This window comes from Cellulomonas terrae (assembly GCF_007990265.1).
In the GTDB taxonomy this organism is placed as follows: Bacteria; Actinomycetota; Actinomycetes; order Actinomycetales; family Cellulomonadaceae; genus Cellulomonas; species Cellulomonas terrae.
In genome coordinates, this window is sequence record NZ_BJWH01000026.1 from 37,479 (window position 1) to 56,428 (window position 18,950).

Here is an 18,950-nt window from a genome sequence, read left to right on the forward strand (position 1 = left end):
TCAAGGCAGCAGTCCGGGCGCCATCAGCACACGAACGGCGCATATCCTGGGTGGGTAGCGAGCGTCGGATGGCGTTCGCCCGGGACGCCAAAGGCCGCCTCGAGGTGTTTCTCGTCGGGGATCCCCTCGACCCCCGCGAACGCACGGTGCGGGAGAGATTGCTCCATGACACATGGCACACATCGGGAGGGGACTATCTCTCCGCCAACCGGCTCAGGTTGCCCTACGACGACCACTACGACGCCATCGCTGCCACGATCCTCCTCGAACTCCTCGACAAGGGGTACGAGTACCAGGCGGTTGAAGCGTTCCGGCGCACAGAGCCGCTGATTGCTCTGGCCCTCGAACCAGCGCGTGCCGAGAACGCTGCGCTGACCGGACTAGCCGGCGAGCTCCTCGCTCTCGCCTCGTTGATTCGGCTGGAACCCGGATCGTCCGAGGCGTTCCTCGACTCCTGGCAAGGTTGGACCAGGTCGAGCCGCGACTTCCAACTCGGCCCCCTGGGGCTCGAGGTGAAGACATCCACGACGAGCGCGAGCCGCCACCACGTCCAGGGCTGGTACCAGGTGGAGTGCGGCGTGGCGGCGGACGGGGCTGTCGAGACCGGCCTGCATCTGCTCTCCATCGGGATCCGGTGGCTCCCTATCGACGGCCCGGGAACGACCCTCGAGTCGCTCGTGCAGGAGATCGTCGGTGCGTTGCCAGCACAGCGACGACAAGACTTCGTGGGTGGGGTTCGGGGGTACGGTGGTCTCAACCTCGCCATTGAAGACAACGGCGCAGCCGCGCAGGCGTCGCTCCGCCGGCCGTTCATCTCGACCTACGAGCGCCTTTACGACCTCCAAGACGAACGCATCCGTCTCCCACGGTCCGACGACTTCGCCCTCTTCACTAACCTCGTCTCCGACTCGGTTACCTTCGAGATCGAGCTGCCAGAGCGCGTGCGGGGTGATCGCAACCCCGTCGTCGGCCTCGCTGCCAGCTTGTCGGCTCTGCTGGCGATTTCGCCGTGACCGCTCGAAGGGCGGCTTAGCTAATTGGCGCGAAGTTGTCGCATGATGTGGGAGAGCCGGATATTCAGGGAGGGTCGCACATCACCGCCTTCAGCGTTCCCCCGCACCCCGGTCCGTCCACCGAGGCGATCTCGCGCCGCATGTCTACCGCCCGTCGTCGGGACACGAAGCCGGAAGTCCTGCTCCGGCGCGAGTTGCACAAGCGGGGCCGCCGGTTCCGCGTCGTCATGCGGGTGCCGGGTAACAACAGGCGCTCCGTCGACATCGCGTTTACCCGGTACAAGCTCGCCGTTCTCGTTGATGGCTGCTTCTGGCACGGCTGCCCCACGCACGGGACCCACCCGACAGCCAACCGGGACTGGTGGGCGCGAAAGCTCGCTGCGAATCGCCTTCGCGACGACGACACGGATCGACTCCTGGCGTCTGCGGGATGGACCGTGCTGCGACTCTGGGAGCACGTCGAGAGTGGCGAAGCAGCCGATCTCGTCGAAGCGACGCTCGCTCGCCTGGTCGGACCTGCGTCCCGCCCGGCTCCTGTGGCTTTCGGGCGCGGCCGCTAGTGAATTACGAGACCGACGTCCCACCGGGCTGACGCGCGCCTCGACTTGACGTGCACCGCGAGCCGCCGTCACTAGTGCGAGTGGACCGACAGAAAGACGCCAGGAGGTCGATGCGAACGGATGCTCGATACACAAACAGAAATAGCCATCCGTGTCGACGAATGGCTACTCCTGGTCAACAAGACCAACGTTTCCGCAGATCAGATTGGTGGAGGTGGCGGGAATCGAACCCGCGTCCGGTGACGCAGTACCAGGGATTCTCCGGGTGCAGCCTGCTGTGATTTTCTCGGCCCCCACGGTCACACAGGCAAGCCGTGGACGGGCTCAGTCAGCTAAAAGTCCCGGCAACCCCACTGACGAGGATTACCAGCAGTGGCTCTCTAGATGACGCTGGTTACTGAGTCGAGAGCGTACTCAGGCCAACGGACTTCGGGACTCGCTCAGGCGGCGAGGGCGAAGTCGGTGCGGTTTGTATTGGCACCTATTGGTTTGCACGGAGCGTTGACGAGATAACCGTGCGTCCTCGACCCGCTTCTCCTGGTTCGACGATCACCGTCGAAACCGATCACCCCCATGTTCAGTTATCAAGCACCAGCCGAGGCCAGCTCGACCAGCCTACCTCTCAACGGGAGGCTGGTCGTGCTCATTCCCTCAGTCAGCGGGTCCGGCGATCAGGGTGACGGTTGTGGAGGTGGAGTCACCGGTGGAAGCAACGGTCCAGGTCAGCGTCACGGTGTCACCGGGCGCGTACGTGTCCAGCAGGTCGGAGAGCGTTGACGACACGGGTACTCCGTCGACCGCGGTGATCACGTCACCGGCGGCCAGACCGGACGACGCGGCCGGAGTTCCCTCGAGCACTCCCGCGACGGAACCGTCGGAGGCCAGCGAGACCCCCAGGAACGCCGGGTACCCGATGGTCACGGTGTCGGAGTCGATGCCGGACTGGATCTGGTGTGCGATGACCAGCGCGTCCTCGATGTCGATCGCGTAGGCGACGGTCTCGACGGTCCCGCTCGACGCGGCGGTCGTCATGCCGATCACCTCGCCCTCGTCGTCGAAGACCGGTCCGCCCGAGTCCCCCGGCACGACGGCGGCGGAGAACTGGATGAGCCCGTCGAGCGTCTCGGCGGAGGATCCGTCGGACGACGCCGTCATCGTCTGGTCGAGGGCGGTGACGCTGCCGGTCGCGGCGAGCAGCTCGCCTCCCCCGTTCGCGTTGCCGACGGCGGTCACCGCGTCGCCGACCGCCGCACCGTTGTCGTCGTCCAGCGCGACCGTGGCCAGCCCGGACGCGTCCTGGAGCTGGAGCAGCGCGACGTCCGATGACGCATCCGTGCCGACGACGGCGGCCGTGTACACCGCGCCGGTCGACTCGACCGTCACCTCGATCGAGGTCGAGCCCTCGATCACGTGGTTGTTGGTGAGCACCAGGCCGTCGGACGTCAGAACCATGCCGGTTCCGGCCGACTGCGCGTCCTGGTAGCCGAGCGTGCTGGCGATCGTCACGACGCCCACCTGCTGGTCGGCGGTCGCTGTGGTGGCGGACGACTGGTCCGAGGTGGAGGGCTCGCCCCAGGACGGCGGGACGAACGACGGGACCTGCTCGTCGGTCGACGGCGGCGCGAACGCGGCCCCCTCGATCGTCGACGTCGCCGCGGTGTCGTTGTCCGAGGACGCCAGCGCCGCCGCGACCAGACCGCCGCTGACGCCGCCGGCGAGCAGGCCGAGGGCGAGCGCCCCGCCCGCAGCGCCGAACGCGACCCCACGTCGGACGACGGGCTTGCTCGCGACGGCGACTCCCCCTGGCGTCGGGAGGACGGCCCCGGTCGATGACTACGGCGAAGGCATGTCGCTCGACGAAGCCGTGGCTTCCGTCGCTCCACCTGGCACCGACCCCGCCGGCACCGACTCGCCCGACGTTCCCGCAACCTCATCCATGGCCAGAACCTCCCCAGCAGCGCCCGGGTGGCGCCGTCAAGGACGAGGCAACCGCCCGTACCCGGGAGGCCGCTGGAGCAGACCCGTGCGCAGCCTGTGGACCGCTCAGAGGGTCGCGAGGACGTCCTTCAGCGAGTAGGACACCGGCTCCTCGAGCTGTTCGAAGGTGCACGACGACGGCGTGCGGTCCGGGCGCCAGCGGCGGAACTGCGCGGTGTGCCGGAACCGCACACCCTCCATGTGGTCGTACGCGACCTCGACCACGAGCGACGGCTCGAGTGGCACGAACGACAGGTCCTTCCCGGCGGACCATCGACTCCCCGCCGCCTCGCGGGGAGTGCGGGCCATCGCCGAGTAGTCCCAGGGATGCCCCTCCAGGGGCACCACCAGCGGAGCGAGCTCGGTGACCAGTTCCTTGCGTCGCGCCATGGGGAACGATGCGGCGACACCGACGGACGCGAGCTCACCCTCGGAGGTGTACAGCCCGAGCAGGAGCGACCCCACGGCGTCGTCACCGGACTTGTGCGGTCGATATCCAGCGACGACACAGTCGGCGGTGCGTTCGTGCTTGATCTTCTGCATCGTCCGCTTGCCGGGCTCATAGGGTCCGTCAGGGTCCTTGGCGACGATCCCGTCGAGTCCAGCGCCCTCGAACTGCGAGAACCAGCGCTCGGCCACAGAGATGTCGTCGGTCTGCGCCGTGATGGACACGGGCCCCCCGGGCTTCACAAGAGACGTCAGAACCGCGCGCCGCTCCGAGAACGGCAACGACGTCAGGTCGTCGTCCCCCAGCGCCAGCACGTCGAAGAGCACGAGCAGCGCGGGCGTCTCGACGGACAGCAGCCGCACGCGCGACTCCGCGGGGTGCACCCGCTGCAGCAGCGCCTCGAAGTCGAGGCCGCTGTGCGACGACGACGGCACGATGATCTCGCCGTCGACGACGCACCTCTCCGGAAGATGTTCGAGTACAGCGGAAACGACTTCAGGGAAGTACCGCTGCATCGGCTTGGTGTTCCGGGAGCCGATCTCGACGGAGTCCCCGTCGCGGAACACGATCGCCCGGAAGCCGTCCCACTTCGGCTCGTACAGCTTGCCCGCCGGTATGGACGCCGCCGACTTCGACAGCATCGGGTCGACCGGGGGTTCGACAGGAAGGACCATGACCGCAGTCTGGCCTGCGCGGCTGCGCTCCGCAGCCGTAGCGTGCCGATAGCCTCGGTCGGACGAAGGCGGGGGGTTCTGTGTCCACGACGGTGGTCTGGCAGCGGGGTCGGAGTGCACTGGCCTGCAGGATCTGCGCGGAACAGTCGGAGGGAGCGGTCCTCGGGCGGGTGAGCGCTCCCGGCGAGGACGACATCCCGATGATCCGCTGCGAGGCCTGCGGGTCCGTCGGGCTGGTCGACGAGGCGCGGGACACCTCACCGGACGACTGGTCCGTCGACAACTACCTCGAGGGCGGTGTCGGCCTCGGCGTCATCGCGGCCACCCTGACGGCCGTCCCGCCCGAGCGGGTCCACCGGTTCCTGGACGTGGGCTGCAACTACGGCTTCTCCCTGGACCTGGGGCGGTTCGCCTTCGGGTGGGACGTGCTGGGCGTGGAACCCTCGATGGCCGCGGCGCGAGGCTCTCTCGAGCTCGGCGTGCCGATCCTGCAGGAGTACCTGACGGACGAGACGCCGATCGACCAGCCGTTCGACCTCGTGCTGGCCAGCGAGGTCATCGAGCACGTGCAGGACCCGCTGCTGTTCGCCCAGATGCTGCGGCGGCGCCTGACCCCGAGCGGCACCCTGCTGCTCACCACCCCCGCCGCCGAGATCGTCAGCCCGGTCGAGCCGCAGGCGGAGGTGCTCTCCGCGTTGAGCCCCTGGTACCACACGGTGCTGGCGAGCCGGCAGGGACTGCACGATCTGTTGGTGCGGGCGGGGTTCGCGGTCGTCGACGTGGTCCGGGAGCGCGGTTCCCTGCTCGCGCTCGCCAGCAACGACCCGGCGACCACCGCGCCCCGCTGGGAGCGCGGGACGACGCCGAGCTTCCTCGAGCACTACTACGCGGCTCGGGCACAGTCGGGCGAACCCGGGTCCGCGCTCACCGGCGGCATGGCGGTGCGCTGGCTGCGCGCCCTGACCAGCCGCGGCGCGTTCGTCGAGGCCGAGGACGCGATCGCCGTGGTGGCCTCGGCGTTCCGCGCCCGGCACGGCATCGACCTCGACGACCCCGACGGCGTGCGCGCCGCCCTCGCCGTCGACGCACCCGCGACGTCCCACCTGGCCGGCGCCGCCTTCGCGGTCGGCATGACCTGTCTGCTCCACCGGAGCGACGACGAGCGCGCGGGGCAGTACTTCCAGCTGACGACGGCCGCGGTCGACGCCTGGGAGGCGCAGCACTCCCCCCTCGACCTCGACTCGGTCGACCTCCGCTTCCAGGCTGCCGGCCATCGCGCCATCGCGCTCGCGCGGACCCGGCCCGAGCAGGGCGCGTCCCTCGCCCTCGAGCTCGCGGAGCACGTCGACACGAGCACCGACGCCGGCAAGGACAAGGTGGCCGCGGTGCAGTGCCGGGTGCTCGTCGAGATCGTCGCCCGCGGCGGGCTGGAGGAGGCCGGCGTCCTGGTCGACGTGGTCGCCGACGCCGCCCCCCGGCTGGTCCATCGCGACCCGACGGCCCGTGTGGCGGCGCTCGACGCGTTGTTCTCGCTCGGGATCAGGTCGTTGAACACGGGTGACCCCGTGTCCGCCCGCCGGTGGTTCACCCACACGGCACTCGCCGCGGAGGACCAGCCTGCCGACGACGTCCACGCCGCGACGCTCGCCGCGTCGGCTCGCCACCACGTGGAGCTCGCGGTGGCCCAGGGTGCGGTCGACGAGCCCACGCTCGACCTTCAGCCCTCCGGGGTCCCCCATCATGGCATCGACGTCTACTGGTGCGACCCGTCGGGCGTGTACCTGGAGGGCTGGGCGCACGCGGGTGCGGTCGAGGTTTCCGGCGTCACGGTGTCCGTCGGCGAGGTGAGCGTGCCGGCCGACCGACGGCCCCGACCCGACCTGCTGAACCACTGGCCGGACCTCCCGGACGTCATGCGGGCCGGATTCGCCGCGTACGTCCCGTCGAGCCCGCACGCTCCGGTCACGCTCCGGGTCCACACGCCGCGGGGTGACCACGTGGTCCCGCTCGACCTGCCCGCGCACACGCTCCCCCTGCTCCCGGGGGACGACGAGCGCGCCGACGAGGTGCTGAAGCGCTGGGTCGCGCAGGCACCGCCGGGTCCGGTCCTCGCGCTCGGGTTCCGCGCCGACTCCCCCGAGGTGCTCGCCGCTCGGCTGGCCAGCCTGGGTGGGCGCGACGTCGTCACGGTGGACATCCACCCGGGCCTCGGGGTCGATGTCGTGGCCGACGTGCACCGCCTCGCCGACGCCGTCCCCCACGACCACTTCGCGGCGGTCGTGTCCGCCAGCCTCTTGGAGCACGTGGCGGCTCCGTGGCTGGTCGCCGCGCAGATCTCGCGCGTGCTGGTGCCTGGCGGGCTGAGCATCCACATCGTTCCCTGGACGTGGCCGACGCACGCCGCGCCCAACGACTTCTGGCGGATGTCCGACGAGGGCCTGCGCCAGCTGTTCGGCCCGGTCACCGGGTTCGAGCCCATCGGCTCCGGCTTCTTCGGACCCGCCGCCGTCGTGCCCAGCAGCGCGTGGCGGGCCGACTCGATCACGATGCCCGCTCTCGGCGGCCACTCGGGCGCCTGGATCGCGGCGCGCAAGGTCGACGACAGCGCCTCGGGGGTCGACTGGCCGCTCGACGTCGAGGGCAGCGCCGAGCTGGCGCGGCGCTACCCCACCGCGGGCCTGGCCCCCGCTGTGCGTCCCCTGCCCACCGTCGGGGAGCCACAGCCCGTGGAGATCGCCCCCGCCCGGATCTCGCCGGTCGTGCCCGGCGTGACGGCCATCGTTCCGGTGTACAACGGCGCGGACTACGTCGAGGCCGCCCTGCGCTCGATCGTCGGCCAGGAGCTGCTGCCCGCGGAGATCATCGTCGTCGACGACGGCTCGAGCGACGCCTCGGCGGCCGTGGCGGAAGCCTTCGAGTCGCCGGTCCCGCTCAAGGTGGTGCGCAAGGAGAACGGCGGGCAGTCCGCAGCACGCAACACGGCTGCTGCCCTCGCCGGTGGCGAGCTCCTCGCGTTCCTCGACCAGGACGACCTCTGGCACCCTCGGCACCTGACCCGACTGGTCCGCGCGTACAAGCGCGCGCCCGACGTGGGCTGGGCGTACACCGACTTCGACGAGATCGACTACCTGGGCCGGACGGTCACCCACTCCTACATCGAGACCGCGGGCCTGCAGCACCCGCACCGGAACCTGATCGAGCTCCTGTCCGCCGACCTCATGGTCATCCCGTCCGCCTCTCTGATCAGGGCGACCGCGTTCCAGCAGGTCGGCGGGTTCGACGAGCAGCTGGTGGGCTACGAGGACGACGACCTCTTCGTGCGGATCTTCCGCGCGGGTTGGCGGTCGACGTTCGTGCGCGAGCCACTCACCAAGTTCCGCATCCACTCGACCAGCTCGTCGGCCGGTGCCCGGTTCCGGCAGAGCCGGCTGCGGTTCCTGGCGAAGCTCGCCGAGGACGTGCCGGACGACCCCCGCATGCACCGCTACTACGTCCGTGACCTCGTGGCCCCGCGCATGTTCCAGATCACCCTCGCGGACTACGCGTTGGCGCTGCGCACCGGAGACCACGACCTGGCCCGGGAGATCGCCGGGACCCTACGCGGCGTCGCCACGTACGGACGGATGAGCGCCCGGCGTCGTCGCGGCCTGAAGGTGCTCGAGCACCCGCGCGCCGTGCAGGCCGCGCTCGGGATCAACCGGCGCCTCCCGGAGCCGCTGCGTCGTCCGGTGAACCCGTCGATGCTGCTCTGAGCGGGCGCTACCAGCCCCCGCCACCACCGCCGCCGACACCACCGCCGGAGAACCCGCCGCCGCTGAACCCGGAGCCGCCGGAGGTGCCGGGCGTGGGTGCGGAGATCGACTCGGTGGCCACGGCGGCGAACCGGTCGAGCGACGACGCGAACGCGGTCGCCCAGTAGATGTTGGCCCCGGGGTAGTACCCGCCGACGTACCAGCCGGGCTGCTCGAAGGCGCGTCCCTGGGCGGCGAGCTCGGAGAACACGCGTGCCCACCGGTCGGCGAGCCCGAACACGATCGCGTAGGGCAGGTATCGGCTGAAGATGTCCTCGCCCTCCTCGAACCGCAGCTGGTTGGCCTCGGCGGTGGCGAGGTAGTGGCGGAACCCGAGGGACTGCGCGAGGACGGCGGTGCCGTCGGCGGTGCGGGCGGGCGCGGCGTTGCCCATGATCGTGACGACGATGCCGACCAGCACGAGCGCGATGGGCACCAGGGCGATGCCGGCGACGGACGCTCCGGCGGCGAACGCGAAGAACGTGAGGATGGCGCCGGCCACGGCGAGCACGATGCCGACCGCGTGCCAGGTGGCGCGGACGGACTTCGGGTTGGCCCGGAACCAGCCGGACTCCGTGACGTGGTCGTAGAGGCCGTCCTGGACCTTGGCCATCGAGGCGGCGAACGTGGTCTTCAGGTCGGAGAGCTTGACGCTCGTCGACGACGCGAAGATCGAGGCCAGCAGCTCGTCCTCGTACGGCAGCAGCGAACCGTCCTTGTTCTTCAGCTGCACCAGGGTCCAGTCCTTGGCCTTCTTCTTCGGGTTGGACCGGGGCACCTCCTCGATGCGCAGCCAGCCGCGGACGGCGAGGTCGACGAGGGTCGCGGTGACGTCGACCGGGTCGGCCTTCTCGTCGACGAGGGTGCCCACCTCCCCCGGTCGCACACCCTGGGGCGGCTGGAACTGCACGGAGACGGGGCCGCGCTTGTCGCGGAACCCGACGGACGCGCCGCCCGGCTGGTTGTCGGTGGGGCGCAGGCCGGGGGTCAGGCCGAGATAGGCCTTGTCGCGGCCGACGCGGCGCAACCGGGTGAACGCGAAGATGCCGCCGCCGACGAGCACGAGCAGCGCGACGATCCCGAACGCGGAGTTCGGCCGGACGGGCGCCAGCGGGTCGGGCTTGTCGACGAGGATCGGCTCGACCCCGGGGAACGTGCCGGCGGGCCAGCCGGTGACCGTGGAGAACTGGTCGCCGACGGGGACGAGGTCCTGCGTGAACGCCGAGGACGACCCGGTGAAGGACGCGGACGTGCACGGGGTGGTGGACCCGTAGGGTCCGGCGAAGCACACGGCCCCCTCGACGGCGGCGGGGCCGGTGACTGCCACGGCAAGGTCGCCGAGCGGGATCTCCCAGCCGGCGCCGATGACGTTCCAGTACAGCTCGTCGCCGGAGTGCTCGGCGTTCGCAGGGTTGAGCAGCCCGTCGGCCGTGTACTCGATCCTGTAGGTCTGCACGCCGGAGACGTCGTCGATGTTCTCGTCGCCGATGCGCAGGATGAGGGCGCTGTCGGAGGACTCCTGGTTCACGTCCGCCGGTGCACCCGTCGACGACGATGCCGAGATGTCGGTGTACCGGAACGCGCGGTCCAGCTCGTCGTCGTAGGAGACCCTCGTCGGCAAGGTCAGGTACGGGCCGTGCCCGGGGTCGTCGCCGAAGTCGAAGTCGAAGTCGAGCGTGACGCGCATCGTGCCGTCGGCGGCGAGGTCGGCCGTGACGTCGTAGCGCGTGATCTCCCGACCGCTCGACTGGTCGGGGGCCGCCGCGGTGAGGGCGACGACGAGGCCCAGGGCGAGAAGGACCGCCCGCAGTGCCCTCACAGGTCGCGCTTCTCGCGGATGGCGCGGGTGGCCTCCATGTTGTCCTGCCTCTCGCGCAGCGCCTGCCGCTTGTCCCACTCGCGCTTGCCTCGGGCGAGCGCGATCTCCACCTTGGCGCGCCCGTCGAGGAAGTACAGGGACAGCGGGATGATCGTCTGCCCCTTCTCCCGCGTCTTCGACTCCAGGCGGTCGATCTCCTGGCGGTGCAGGAGCAGCTTGCGCTTGCGCCGCGGCGCGTGGTTGGTCCAGGTGCCCTGCGAGTACTCGGGGATGTGCACGCCCTCGAGCCACAGCTCGTGGTTGGTCACCTCGCACCAGCCGTCGACCAGCGACGCCCGGCCCATCCGCAGCGCCTTGACCTCGGTGCCGCGCAGCACCAGGCCGGCCTCGAACACGTCCTCGATGACGTAGTCGTGCCGTGCCTTGCGGTTCGAGGCGACGACCTTGCGCCCGACGTCCTTGGCCACGGTGGTCGAACCTCGTTCCTGCGGAAAGGGAAAGTGTGCGGGGTCGAGACTACCGTCCGGGCGCCAGCCGAAATCAGAGGCCGAGCAGCGGCCGCGGGTCCGTCGTGCTGCCGTTGACGTACACCTCGAAGTGCAGGTGGCAGGCCGCCGACGTGCCGGTGTTGCCGGAGCGGCCGATCAGCTGGCCCCGCTCGACGTGCTGCCCGCTGCTCACGGCGAAGCTCGTCAGGTGGTTGTAGCTGGCGGACAGGGCGTTGCCGTTGACGAACCCGCTGTCGATCATCACCTGGTTGCCGAACCCGAACCGCGACTTCGCCCACGTGACCGTGCCGCCGCGCCCCGCGTAGATCGGGGTGTTGCAGTAGGTGCGCAGGTCGATGCCGGCGTGCAGGCGCACGTAGTGCAGCGTCGGGTGCAGCCGCATGCCGTAGTCGGACGTCACGTAGATCGGGCTGATGCTGGTCGGGTTGCCGAACAGCCCGCCGCCGATCGCCCCGGGCGGACCCTGCGGCCTGCCGGCCGCGGCGTCGCGCGCACGCTGCTCCGCGATCGCCTGCTCGAGCTCCCGCTGCACCTGCGCAGCCTCGGCGTCGGCGCGTGCCAGCTCGGCCTCGAGGGCCGCCTTGGTGGCGTCGAGCGCCGCCTGCTGCTGCACCTGCTGAGCCAGCAGGTCGTCGAGTGCCTTCTTCGCCGCGGTCGCGGCCGCCTTCGCTGCGTCGGCCTCGACCACCTTCTGGTCGGCGGCGGCCTTCAGCTCGGCGATCTTCTCCTTGACCGCGACGAGCCGGGCCTCCGCGTTGCGGTTGGCCGACTCGGCGGCCTTGAGCTCGTCGAGGATCTGCGCCTGCGTACGCAGCGCCGTGGCCATGAGGCCGTACCGCTGCACGAAGTCGTCGGTGCTCTGGGAGTCGAGGATCACGTCGACGCTCGACACGCCACCGCCGCCCTTGTACGCCTCACGGGCCATCTGCCCGATCGCGGCCCGCATCGCGGCGGCATGCTCGGTGTCCTGGGCGATCGTCGTGGTGATCGTCGCCTGCTGCTCCTCGGCGTCGACCAGCCGGGCGGCGATGATCGCCGCCTCACGCTGCGCCTTCTCCAGGGCGGTCTTCGCGGCGTCGAGCACCGCCTGCGCGCCGGGGATCTTCGCCTGCGTGTCCGCGAGCTGCACGGCGAGCGCCTGGATCTCGGCGCTGACGCCCTCCATGGCCGCCTCGGTCTGCTCGCGCGCCTTCGCGATGGCCTCGCGCTGCGCCTCGGCGGCGCGGCGGCGGTCGTCGATGGGGTCCGCCGACGCCGGGCCGGCGAGCACGCCCGTGACCAGCAGGACCAGCACGGCCAGGAAGGCGGAGAGGCGCAGTCGGGTCATCGTCAGACCTTCGTGTACCGGCTGAGGGTGACCAGGGACGAGATCGCCGCGAGCAGGATGGCGACGCCGATGAGGACGGGGGCGATGGTGAGCACGTCGGAGGTGCTCACGTACGGGATCCAGCCCGCGGACTCCCCCAGCCAGTCGTCGACGAGGTACGTGACACCCACCCACAGCCCGCCGACCGCCAGCAGGGCGCCGATCGTTGCGGCGATCGCGCCCTCCAGCATGAACGGCAGCTGGATGAACACCGTCGAGGCACCGACCAGGCGCATGATCCCGGTCTCGCGCTTGCGGCTCAGGGCCGACAGCCGGATCGTCGTCGTGATCAGCAGCACCGCGGCGAGCAGCATCACCGCCGCGAGACCACCGGCCAGCAGGGTCGCGTTGTTCAGCACCGAGAACAGCCGGTCGAACAGCCGCTGCTGGTCCTTGACCTCCTCGACGCCGGCGCGGCCCGAGATCACCTCGGAGACGACCGAGTACTTCTCCGGGTCCGTGAGCTTGATGCGGTAGGAGGAGTTCATGTCGTCGACCGTCGCGGCCGACGCCCAGAACTGGTCCTTGAACTGCTTCTGGAACGCGTCGTACGCCTGTTCCTTGGTCTCCGTGTAGATCTTCTCGACGTACGGCTCGACCTCGGGCGACGCGAGCGCCGCCTGGATGTCGGCCTTCTGGTCGTCGGTGACCTCACCGCTCGCGCACGTCGGCGCCGTGGAGTTCTGCGGGCACAGGAAGACGGACACCTCGACCTTGTCGTACCAGTCGTCCTTCATCTTCCCGATCTGCGTCTGCAGCAGGGCAGCGGCGCCGACGAAGGTGAGCGACACGAAGGTCACGAGGATGACGGAGATGGTCATCGACAGGTTGCGCCGAAGACCCAGGCCGATCTCGGACAGGATGAACTGGAGGCGCATCAGCGGTCCGATCCGTACACACCGCGCGACTGGTCACGAACCAGCGCGCCGGTGGACAGCTCGATGACGCGCTTGCGCATCTGGTCGACGATCTCGTCGTCGTGCGTCGCCATGACGACCGTCGTGCCCGTGCGGTTGATCCGGTCGAGCAGGCGCATGATCCCCAGGGACGTCGTCGGGTCCAGGTTTCCCGTGGGCTCGTCGCACAGCAGGATGTTCGGGCGGTTCACGAACGCGCGCGCGATGGCCACGCGCTGCTGCTCGCCACCGGACAGCTCGTGCGGACGGCGCTTCTCCTTGCCGGCCAGGCCGACCATCTCGAGCGTGTCCGGCACGGTCGTGAGGATGTGGTGGCGCGGCTTGCCGATGACCTGCAGCGCGAACGCCACGTTCTCGAACACGGTCTTGTTGGGCAGCAGGCGGAAGTCCTGGAACACCGCACCGATGTGGCGGCGCAGCGTCGGCACCTTCCACGACGACAGCGTGCCGAGCTCCTTGCCGGCGACGAACACCCGGCCGGCGGACGCCCGCTCCTCACGCAGCACGAGCCGCAGGAACGTGGACTTGCCGGAGCCGGAGGCGCCGACGAGGAACACGAACTCGCCCCGCTCGACGTCCAGGGACACGCGGTCCAGCGCCGGTCGGGCGCCGCGCGCGTAGACCTTGGTGACGTTCTCGAATCTGATCACGATGCTCGCGGGGGCCAGGTTCGGGGACGGGGTACTGCTGCTGGCCTGAACGAGCGTAGGCAGCGGGCCCGCCCCGGCACGGTGGTGACACGCCGACGGTTGCCTGTGAGAACGGGCGGACGTCTGCTTTGGTGCAGAATGTCGGGTCCTCAGGTGCCCGAGAGCAGCTCGGGTTCCTGGTCGGACCGTCCCCCGAGCGTGCCCGCCGGGTCCTCCAGCACGTCCGCGAACGCCACCTCCGCGGCGCCCACCAGCTGCGCGTCCGAGCCCAGGTCCGAGCGCACCAGCAGCGCCTGCTCCCGGATCGGTCCCAGCGCCCGCGAGTACGACGCGGCGAGCGTCGGCTCCATCGTCGGGTAGAGCGCGCCCAGCGACCCGCCGAGGACGACCACGTGCGGGTTGAACAGGTTGACCAGGCTGGCCAGCCCGAGCCCGACCCACTCCCCCGTCTTGCGCACCCCCGCGATGCTGCGGCGGTTGCCGACGGCGACGTCGTTGAGCACGTCCTCGATGTCGGACTCGCGCGGGTCGCGGCCGACGGCGCGGATGATCGCGGCGTCGCCGACCTCCGCCTCCCAGCAGCCGCGGGCCCCGCACGAGCACACCCGGCCCCCGGGCTTCACGACGATGTGCCCGACCTCGCCCGCGTACCCGCCGGCGCCCTTGAGCAGCTCGCCGTCGACGACGACGCCACCGCCGACCCCGACCTCGCCGCGGACGTACAGGACGTCCTGCTTGCCACGCGCGGCGCCGCGCAGGTACTCGGCGACCACCCCGAGATCCCCGTCGTTGCCGACGGCGACCGGGTACTCGTGCCCGACGGCCTCGCCGAGCATCTCCGCGAACGGCACCTCGTGCCAGCCCAGCGGGGGCGAGCGCCGCACCATCCCGTCGGGCTGCCGCACGCTCCCGGGCACGCTCACCACCAGGCCGAGGCACACCGACCCGGGCACCGACTTCGCCTGCATCTCCCGGGCGAGGGTCGCGATCAGGTCTACGACCGCCGGCACGTCGTGCGGGGAGGTGCTGTGCAGACGGCGGCGGACCTGCAGCATGTAGCCGCCCAGCCCCACGCGCGCAGCACCGACGCTCGACGGCGTCACGTCGAACGCGAGCACGTGCACGCTCGTGCTGACCGGCTCCACCACGTTGGACGGCCGGCCCTTGCCGGAGACGACGCCGGGTCGCTCACGCACCAGCCCGAGCTTGACCAGCTCGGACGTGAGCGACCCGACCGTCGACCGGTTGAAGCCGGTGGAGGCCACGAGGTCCGACCGCGTCGCCGGGCCGTGGAAGTGCAGCAGGCGGAGGACCGCCGACAGGTTGGCCCGTCGCACGTCGTCCTGCGCGGCCGCGTCGGCCCGCCGGACCGGCGGACCAGCGCCGAGCCGCACCAGCAGCCTCCCTCAGGTTCCTCTAGCCGCGTCCCGTGGCCCTCGCGCGCCGACGGGAGATCGCGTCGACGGCCGCAGCGGCCGCCAGCACCGCGCCGGTGACAACGTACTTGATGCCCGACGAGTACCCGAGCAGGGCCATGCCGTTGTCGATGACCGCGATCACCGCACCGCCGATGAGGGCGTCGATGATCCGGCCCTTGCCACCGAACAGCGACGTGCCACCGATGACCGCGGCGCCCACGGCGTAGAGCAGGACGTTCGAGCCGCCTGCGTTCGGGTCGACGGACGTCGCACGCGACGCCGCGAGCACCCCCGCGATGGCGGCCATGAACGAGCAGATCATGAAGCACGCCATCTTCACGGCCTTGACGTTGATGCCCGCGCGACGCGTCGCCTCGGCGTTGCCGCCGACCGCGTAGATGTGCCGACCGAAGGCCGTCCGCGTGAGGACGAAGCCCAGGACCAGCGCGAGCACGACGATGAGCGGCACCACGATCGGCACGCCGATGATCGACGTCCGCAGCGGGTTGAGGCTGCGCTCCTGGTTGAGGATCGCGACCATCGCCAGGACGACCCCACCGAGCGCGACGATCTTCAGGACCACCATGCCGAGCGGGGCGGCGAGCAGACCGCGCTTGCGTCGCAGCTGCCACGTCCGCAGGCTCGTCCCCGCGTACGCCAGCACCGCGATGATCGCCAGGGCCCACCCGAGCAGCGGCGGGACGTTCCGGTTCTGCAGCGCGATGATCACCGGGTCGGTGATCGAGATGTTGCCGCCCGCACCGATGATCAGCAGCACGATGCCCTGGAACGCGAGGAACGCCGCGAGGGTCGTGATGAACGACGGGATGCCGACCCTGGCGACCAGCACGCCGATGAGCAGCCCGATGATGATGCCGGTGGCCAGCGCCGCGGCCAGGGCGACGTACCAGGACCAGCCGTAGACCGTCAGCCCCGTGGCCAGGACCGCGCCGCAGACACCCGACGCGAAGCCCGCCGACAGGTCGATCTCGCCCAGCAGCAGGACGAACACGAGCCCCATCGCGATGGTCACGACGACCGCACCCTGCTGGAACAGGTTCGCGATGTTCAGCGTCGACGCGAACGTCTCCGGCTTCAGGATGACGAAGGCGAGCGTCAGCACCGTCAGCGCGAGGATGGCGGGCAGCGACCCCATGTCGCCGCCGCGCACCTTGCTGACGTAGCTGCCGACGGCCTCGCGGAACGTGGGCTGCTCGACCGAGCCGGCCAGCAGCGACGGCGCGAGGGGCGCCGAGGGAACCGTGGACGTGCTCATGCGGAGGTGCTCCCGTTCGTGGTGGTCGACGCGTCGCTGATCACGGGCGTGGCCGCCCGGTCCGGCGCGTCCGGTGACATCCTCGGAGCCACCGTCCCCGGGGGCATGCCCGCCGAGCCGCTGGTGATGAGCTCGATGACCTCCATGCGCGACGTGTCCTTCGTGCGCACCTGCGCCGCGGTCTGGCCCAGGTAGAGCACGTTGATGGAGTCCGCGACCTCGAACACGTCGTTCATGTTGTGCGAGACCAGCACGACGGCCAGACCCGCGTCGGCGAGCCTGCGGACGAGCTGCAGCACCTGCTCGGTCTGCGCGACGCCCAGTGCGGCTGTCGGCTCGTCGAGGATGACGAGCTTGGAGTTCCACAGCACGGCCCGCGCGATCGCGACCGTCTGGCGCTGACCGCCGGACAGGCTCGCGACGTGCTGGCGGATCGACCGGACCGTCCGCACCGACAGGCTGGCGAGGACCTCCGCGGCGCGCGTCTCCATCGCGGACTCGTCGAGCCGGAAGCCGTTCTTCAGCTCCCGGCCGAGGAACATGTTGTGGACGATGTCGAGGTTGTCGCACAGCGCGAGGTCCTGGTACACGACCTCGATGCCCAGCGCGTTCGCGTCCGCCGGGGCGCTGATGTGCGTCTGCTCGCCCTCGAACAGCACCTCACCGGCGTCGAACGCGTAGATCCCCGCGACGCACTTGATCATCGTGGACTTGCCGGCGCCGTTGTCGCCGACCAGGGCCGTGACCTCGCCTGCCCTCGCGACCAGGTCGACGCCGCGCAGCGCGTGCACCGCCCCGAAGTTCTTTCTGCCGCCCCGGACCTCGAGGGTCGGCGGAGGTGCCAGGTCAGGTGCTTGTGTCATCGTCCACCTCGTCGGGTCCGTCGGTTCACCCCGCGTCGTCGCGGGTCTGTGCAGTCGTTCTCGTCCTGGCTCCTCCGGACGCCAGGCCGGGGCCGGCCGCTCTCGCGGACCGGCCCCGCCTGGTCACCCGGGGTCGTGCTCCCGGGAGTCGTGCGTCAGGAGATCCCGGCCTCGGTGCACTTGGCCTCGAGCTCTGCGGTGCAGACGTTCTCCTTGGTGGTGTAGCCGTCGGCGATGACGTTCTTGACCGAGTCGAAGAAGATGGCCTCGGGGTCCAGCAGGACCGACGCGACCTCCTCGTTCGTCTCGGTGTCCGTCACGGTGCCGGTGGCCAGGTCGGCCGTGTCCTCACCCTTGGCGAGCGCCACGGCGAGGGCCGACGCGGCGTCGGCCTCCTTCTTGACGGCCTTGTAGACGGTCATGCACTGGTCGCCCGCGAGGATGTTCTGCAGGCCCTGGTCCGTCGCGTCCTGACCGGTCACGGGGACCGTGCCGTTGGCGCCGTTCTTCTTCAGGATGGCGATCGCGGCGTTGCCGAGACCGTCGTTGGCCGCGAGGACGCCGTCGATCTTGCCGGCGTTCTCCGTCCACATCTGCTCGAAGATCGTGCCGGCGATCTGGTTGTCCCACTTCTCGACCGCCTGGTCGGCGACGACCGCGTACTCGGCGCCGTCCACCGTCGCCGTCTGGCCCTTGAGGTTGACCGGGTCCGGAGCCTCGGCCAGGCCGAGCGCCGTGGCAGCACCCTCCTTGAACAGGGTGGCGTTGTTGTCCGTCGGCGAGCCGTTGAGGAACGCGATGTTCCCCGTCGTCTTGCCGGCGTCCGCGAGGCACTTCGCCAGACCCTCGCCCTGCAGCTGGCCGACCTTGACGTTGTCGAACGACACGTAGAAGTCCGCGCCGCCGCCCAGCGTGAGCCGGTCGTAGTCGATGGTGGCGATGCCCTGCGCCTGAGCCTTCTGCAGCACCGCCTTGCCCGAACCGGAGTCCAGGTTGACGATCATGAGGACGTTGACGCCGCTCGTGATCATCTGGTCGGCGATCGTCTGGAACTGGCTGACGTCGCCCTGGGCGTTCTGGATGTCGAACTCGACACCCGCAGCCGTGAAGGCCTCCTCCAGGTACTTGGCGTCGGCGGTCTCCCACCGGGCCGAGGACTTCGTGTCCGGAAGGATCACACCGACCTTCGGGGTGGTCCCGCCGCCGTCGCCGCTCTCCGTGCTGTCACCGCTGGGCGTGTCGCTGCCGCAGCCGGCCAGCAGCAATCCGGAGGCCATGACAGCCGCCGTCGCCAGGATCATGCTTCGTCGCATCGTGCTCCCTCTCTCGACGACGCCCCGTTGCGCTCGTCTCCACCCGGCGCTTTTCGGACGCTCGGACTATGTTGCGGGCGACAACATATGGCGGGGCAGGGTGTCTCACAAGGTCAGAAGCGCTTTCTGTGGTCAAACCGTGACCTAGCAGGCTCAGCAAGCGCTTTCTGGGATGTCCGATTCGCCCACCTGGGCGAACCATGTTCCCCCCGGCAACAAACCCCTCCGGCTCTCAGCACGTCCCGGCGACCGGAGGTGCGGACGCGCGGGTCGCCGGGTCGCCGGGTCGCCGGGTCGCCGGGTCGCCGGGTCGCCGGGTCGCCGGGTCGCCGGGTCGCCGGGTCGCCGGGTCGCAG

General features: G+C 70.3%; 14 protein-coding genes and 1 other RNA gene. 3 read left to right on the forward strand and 12 right to left on the reverse strand.

Features of this window, described 5'->3' with window-relative positions; translation table 11 throughout:
• Window positions 1-68: 68 nt before the first annotated feature.
• Both CTE05_RS17990 and CTE05_RS17995 read left to right on the forward strand, forming a co-directional pair.
• Window positions 69-1,013, forward strand: a complete 945-nt coding sequence (locus tag CTE05_RS17990) for a PD-(D/E)XK motif protein (protein ID WP_146847677.1) — start codon at window positions 69-71, stop codon at window positions 1,011-1,013.
• 47 nt (window positions 1,014-1,060) lie between these two features.
• Window positions 1,061-1,573 (forward strand): very short patch repair endonuclease, encoded by a 513-nt coding sequence (locus CTE05_RS17995; RefSeq protein ID WP_281286198.1) that lies wholly within the window; start codon window positions 1,061-1,063, stop codon window positions 1,571-1,573.
• Window positions 1,574-1,779: 206 nt separating this feature from the next.
• On the opposite strand, the gene ssrA is transcribed toward CTE05_RS17995, so the two are convergent.
• The 3 genes from ssrA to CTE05_RS18010 all read right to left on the reverse strand — a co-directional run bounded on the left by ssrA (window position 1,780) and on the right by CTE05_RS18010 (window position 4,672).
• Window positions 1,780-2,146: a transfer-messenger RNA gene (gene ssrA / locus CTE05_RS18000) on the reverse strand.
• A gap of 78 nt (window positions 2,147-2,224) precedes the next feature.
• Window positions 2,225-3,079 carry a S1C family serine protease gene (locus CTE05_RS18005; RefSeq protein WP_246123738.1) on the reverse strand — a complete coding sequence of 285 codons (855 nt, stop codon included), beginning with the start codon at window positions 3,077-3,079 and terminating at the stop codon, window positions 2,225-2,227.
• Window positions 3,080-3,616: 537 nt separating this feature from the next.
• The gene (locus CTE05_RS18010; protein ID WP_146847679.1) at window positions 3,617-4,672 is read right to left on the reverse strand and encodes an ATP-dependent DNA ligase; all 1,056 of its coding nucleotides are present in this window, start codon (window positions 4,670-4,672) and stop codon (window positions 3,617-3,619) included.
• A 170-nt stretch (window positions 4,673-4,842) separates the two neighbouring features.
• Between CTE05_RS18010 and CTE05_RS18015 the strand changes: the two genes are divergently transcribed.
• Complete coding sequence (locus CTE05_RS18015; protein WP_146847680.1) at window positions 4,843-8,424, forward strand: glycosyltransferase; 3,582 nt, start codon at window positions 4,843-4,845, stop codon at window positions 8,422-8,424.
• Between the two features lie 7 nt (window positions 8,425-8,431).
• Here CTE05_RS18015 and CTE05_RS18020 read toward each other — a convergent pair whose 3' ends face one another.
• From CTE05_RS18020 to CTE05_RS18060, 9 genes are all read right to left on the reverse strand, one after another.
• Window positions 8,432-10,282 (reverse strand): DUF2207 domain-containing protein, encoded by a 1,851-nt coding sequence (locus CTE05_RS18020; protein ID WP_246123739.1) that lies wholly within the window; start codon window positions 10,280-10,282, stop codon window positions 8,432-8,434.
• Window positions 10,279-10,749, reverse strand: a complete 471-nt coding sequence (smpB, locus tag CTE05_RS18025; protein ID WP_056592414.1) for an SsrA-binding protein SmpB — start codon at window positions 10,747-10,749, stop codon at window positions 10,279-10,281. The genes CTE05_RS18020 and smpB overlap by 4 nt, the downstream gene beginning before the upstream one ends.
• Before the next feature lie 73 nt (window positions 10,750-10,822).
• Complete coding sequence (locus CTE05_RS18030) at window positions 10,823-12,118, reverse strand: M23 family metallopeptidase (protein WP_146847682.1); 1,296 nt, start codon at window positions 12,116-12,118, stop codon at window positions 10,823-10,825.
• Window positions 12,119-12,120: 2 nt separating this feature from the next.
• Entirely contained in the window at window positions 12,121-13,035 is a 915-nt protein-coding gene (gene ftsX, locus CTE05_RS18035; RefSeq protein WP_146847683.1) for a permease-like cell division protein FtsX, read from the reverse strand.
• Complete coding sequence (gene ftsE, locus CTE05_RS18040; protein WP_055920845.1) at window positions 13,035-13,724, reverse strand: cell division ATP-binding protein FtsE; 690 nt, start codon at window positions 13,722-13,724, stop codon at window positions 13,035-13,037. The genes ftsX and ftsE overlap by 1 nt, the downstream gene beginning before the upstream one ends.
• 149 nt (window positions 13,725-13,873) lie before the next feature.
• A complete protein-coding gene (locus CTE05_RS18045) occupies window positions 13,874-15,118 on the reverse strand; it encodes an ROK family transcriptional regulator (RefSeq protein ID WP_146847684.1) in 1,245 nt (414 codons plus the stop codon).
• 22 nt (window positions 15,119-15,140) lie between these two features.
• Window positions 15,141-16,418, reverse strand: coding sequence for a sugar ABC transporter permease (locus tag CTE05_RS18050; RefSeq protein ID WP_146847685.1), 1,278 nt, complete (start codon window positions 16,416-16,418; stop codon window positions 15,141-15,143).
• The gene (locus CTE05_RS18055; protein WP_186814930.1) at window positions 16,415-17,281 is read right to left on the reverse strand and encodes an ATP-binding cassette domain-containing protein; all 867 of its coding nucleotides are present in this window, start codon (window positions 17,279-17,281) and stop codon (window positions 16,415-16,417) included. Before CTE05_RS18055 ends, CTE05_RS18050 begins: the two co-directional genes overlap by 4 nt.
• Window positions 17,282-17,436: 155 nt before the next feature.
• On the reverse strand, window positions 17,437-18,558 hold the full coding sequence (locus CTE05_RS18060; protein WP_222595512.1) for a sugar ABC transporter substrate-binding protein: 1,122 nt from the start codon (window positions 18,556-18,558) through the stop codon (window positions 17,437-17,439).
• Between the last annotated feature and the right edge of the window lie 392 nt (window positions 18,559-18,950).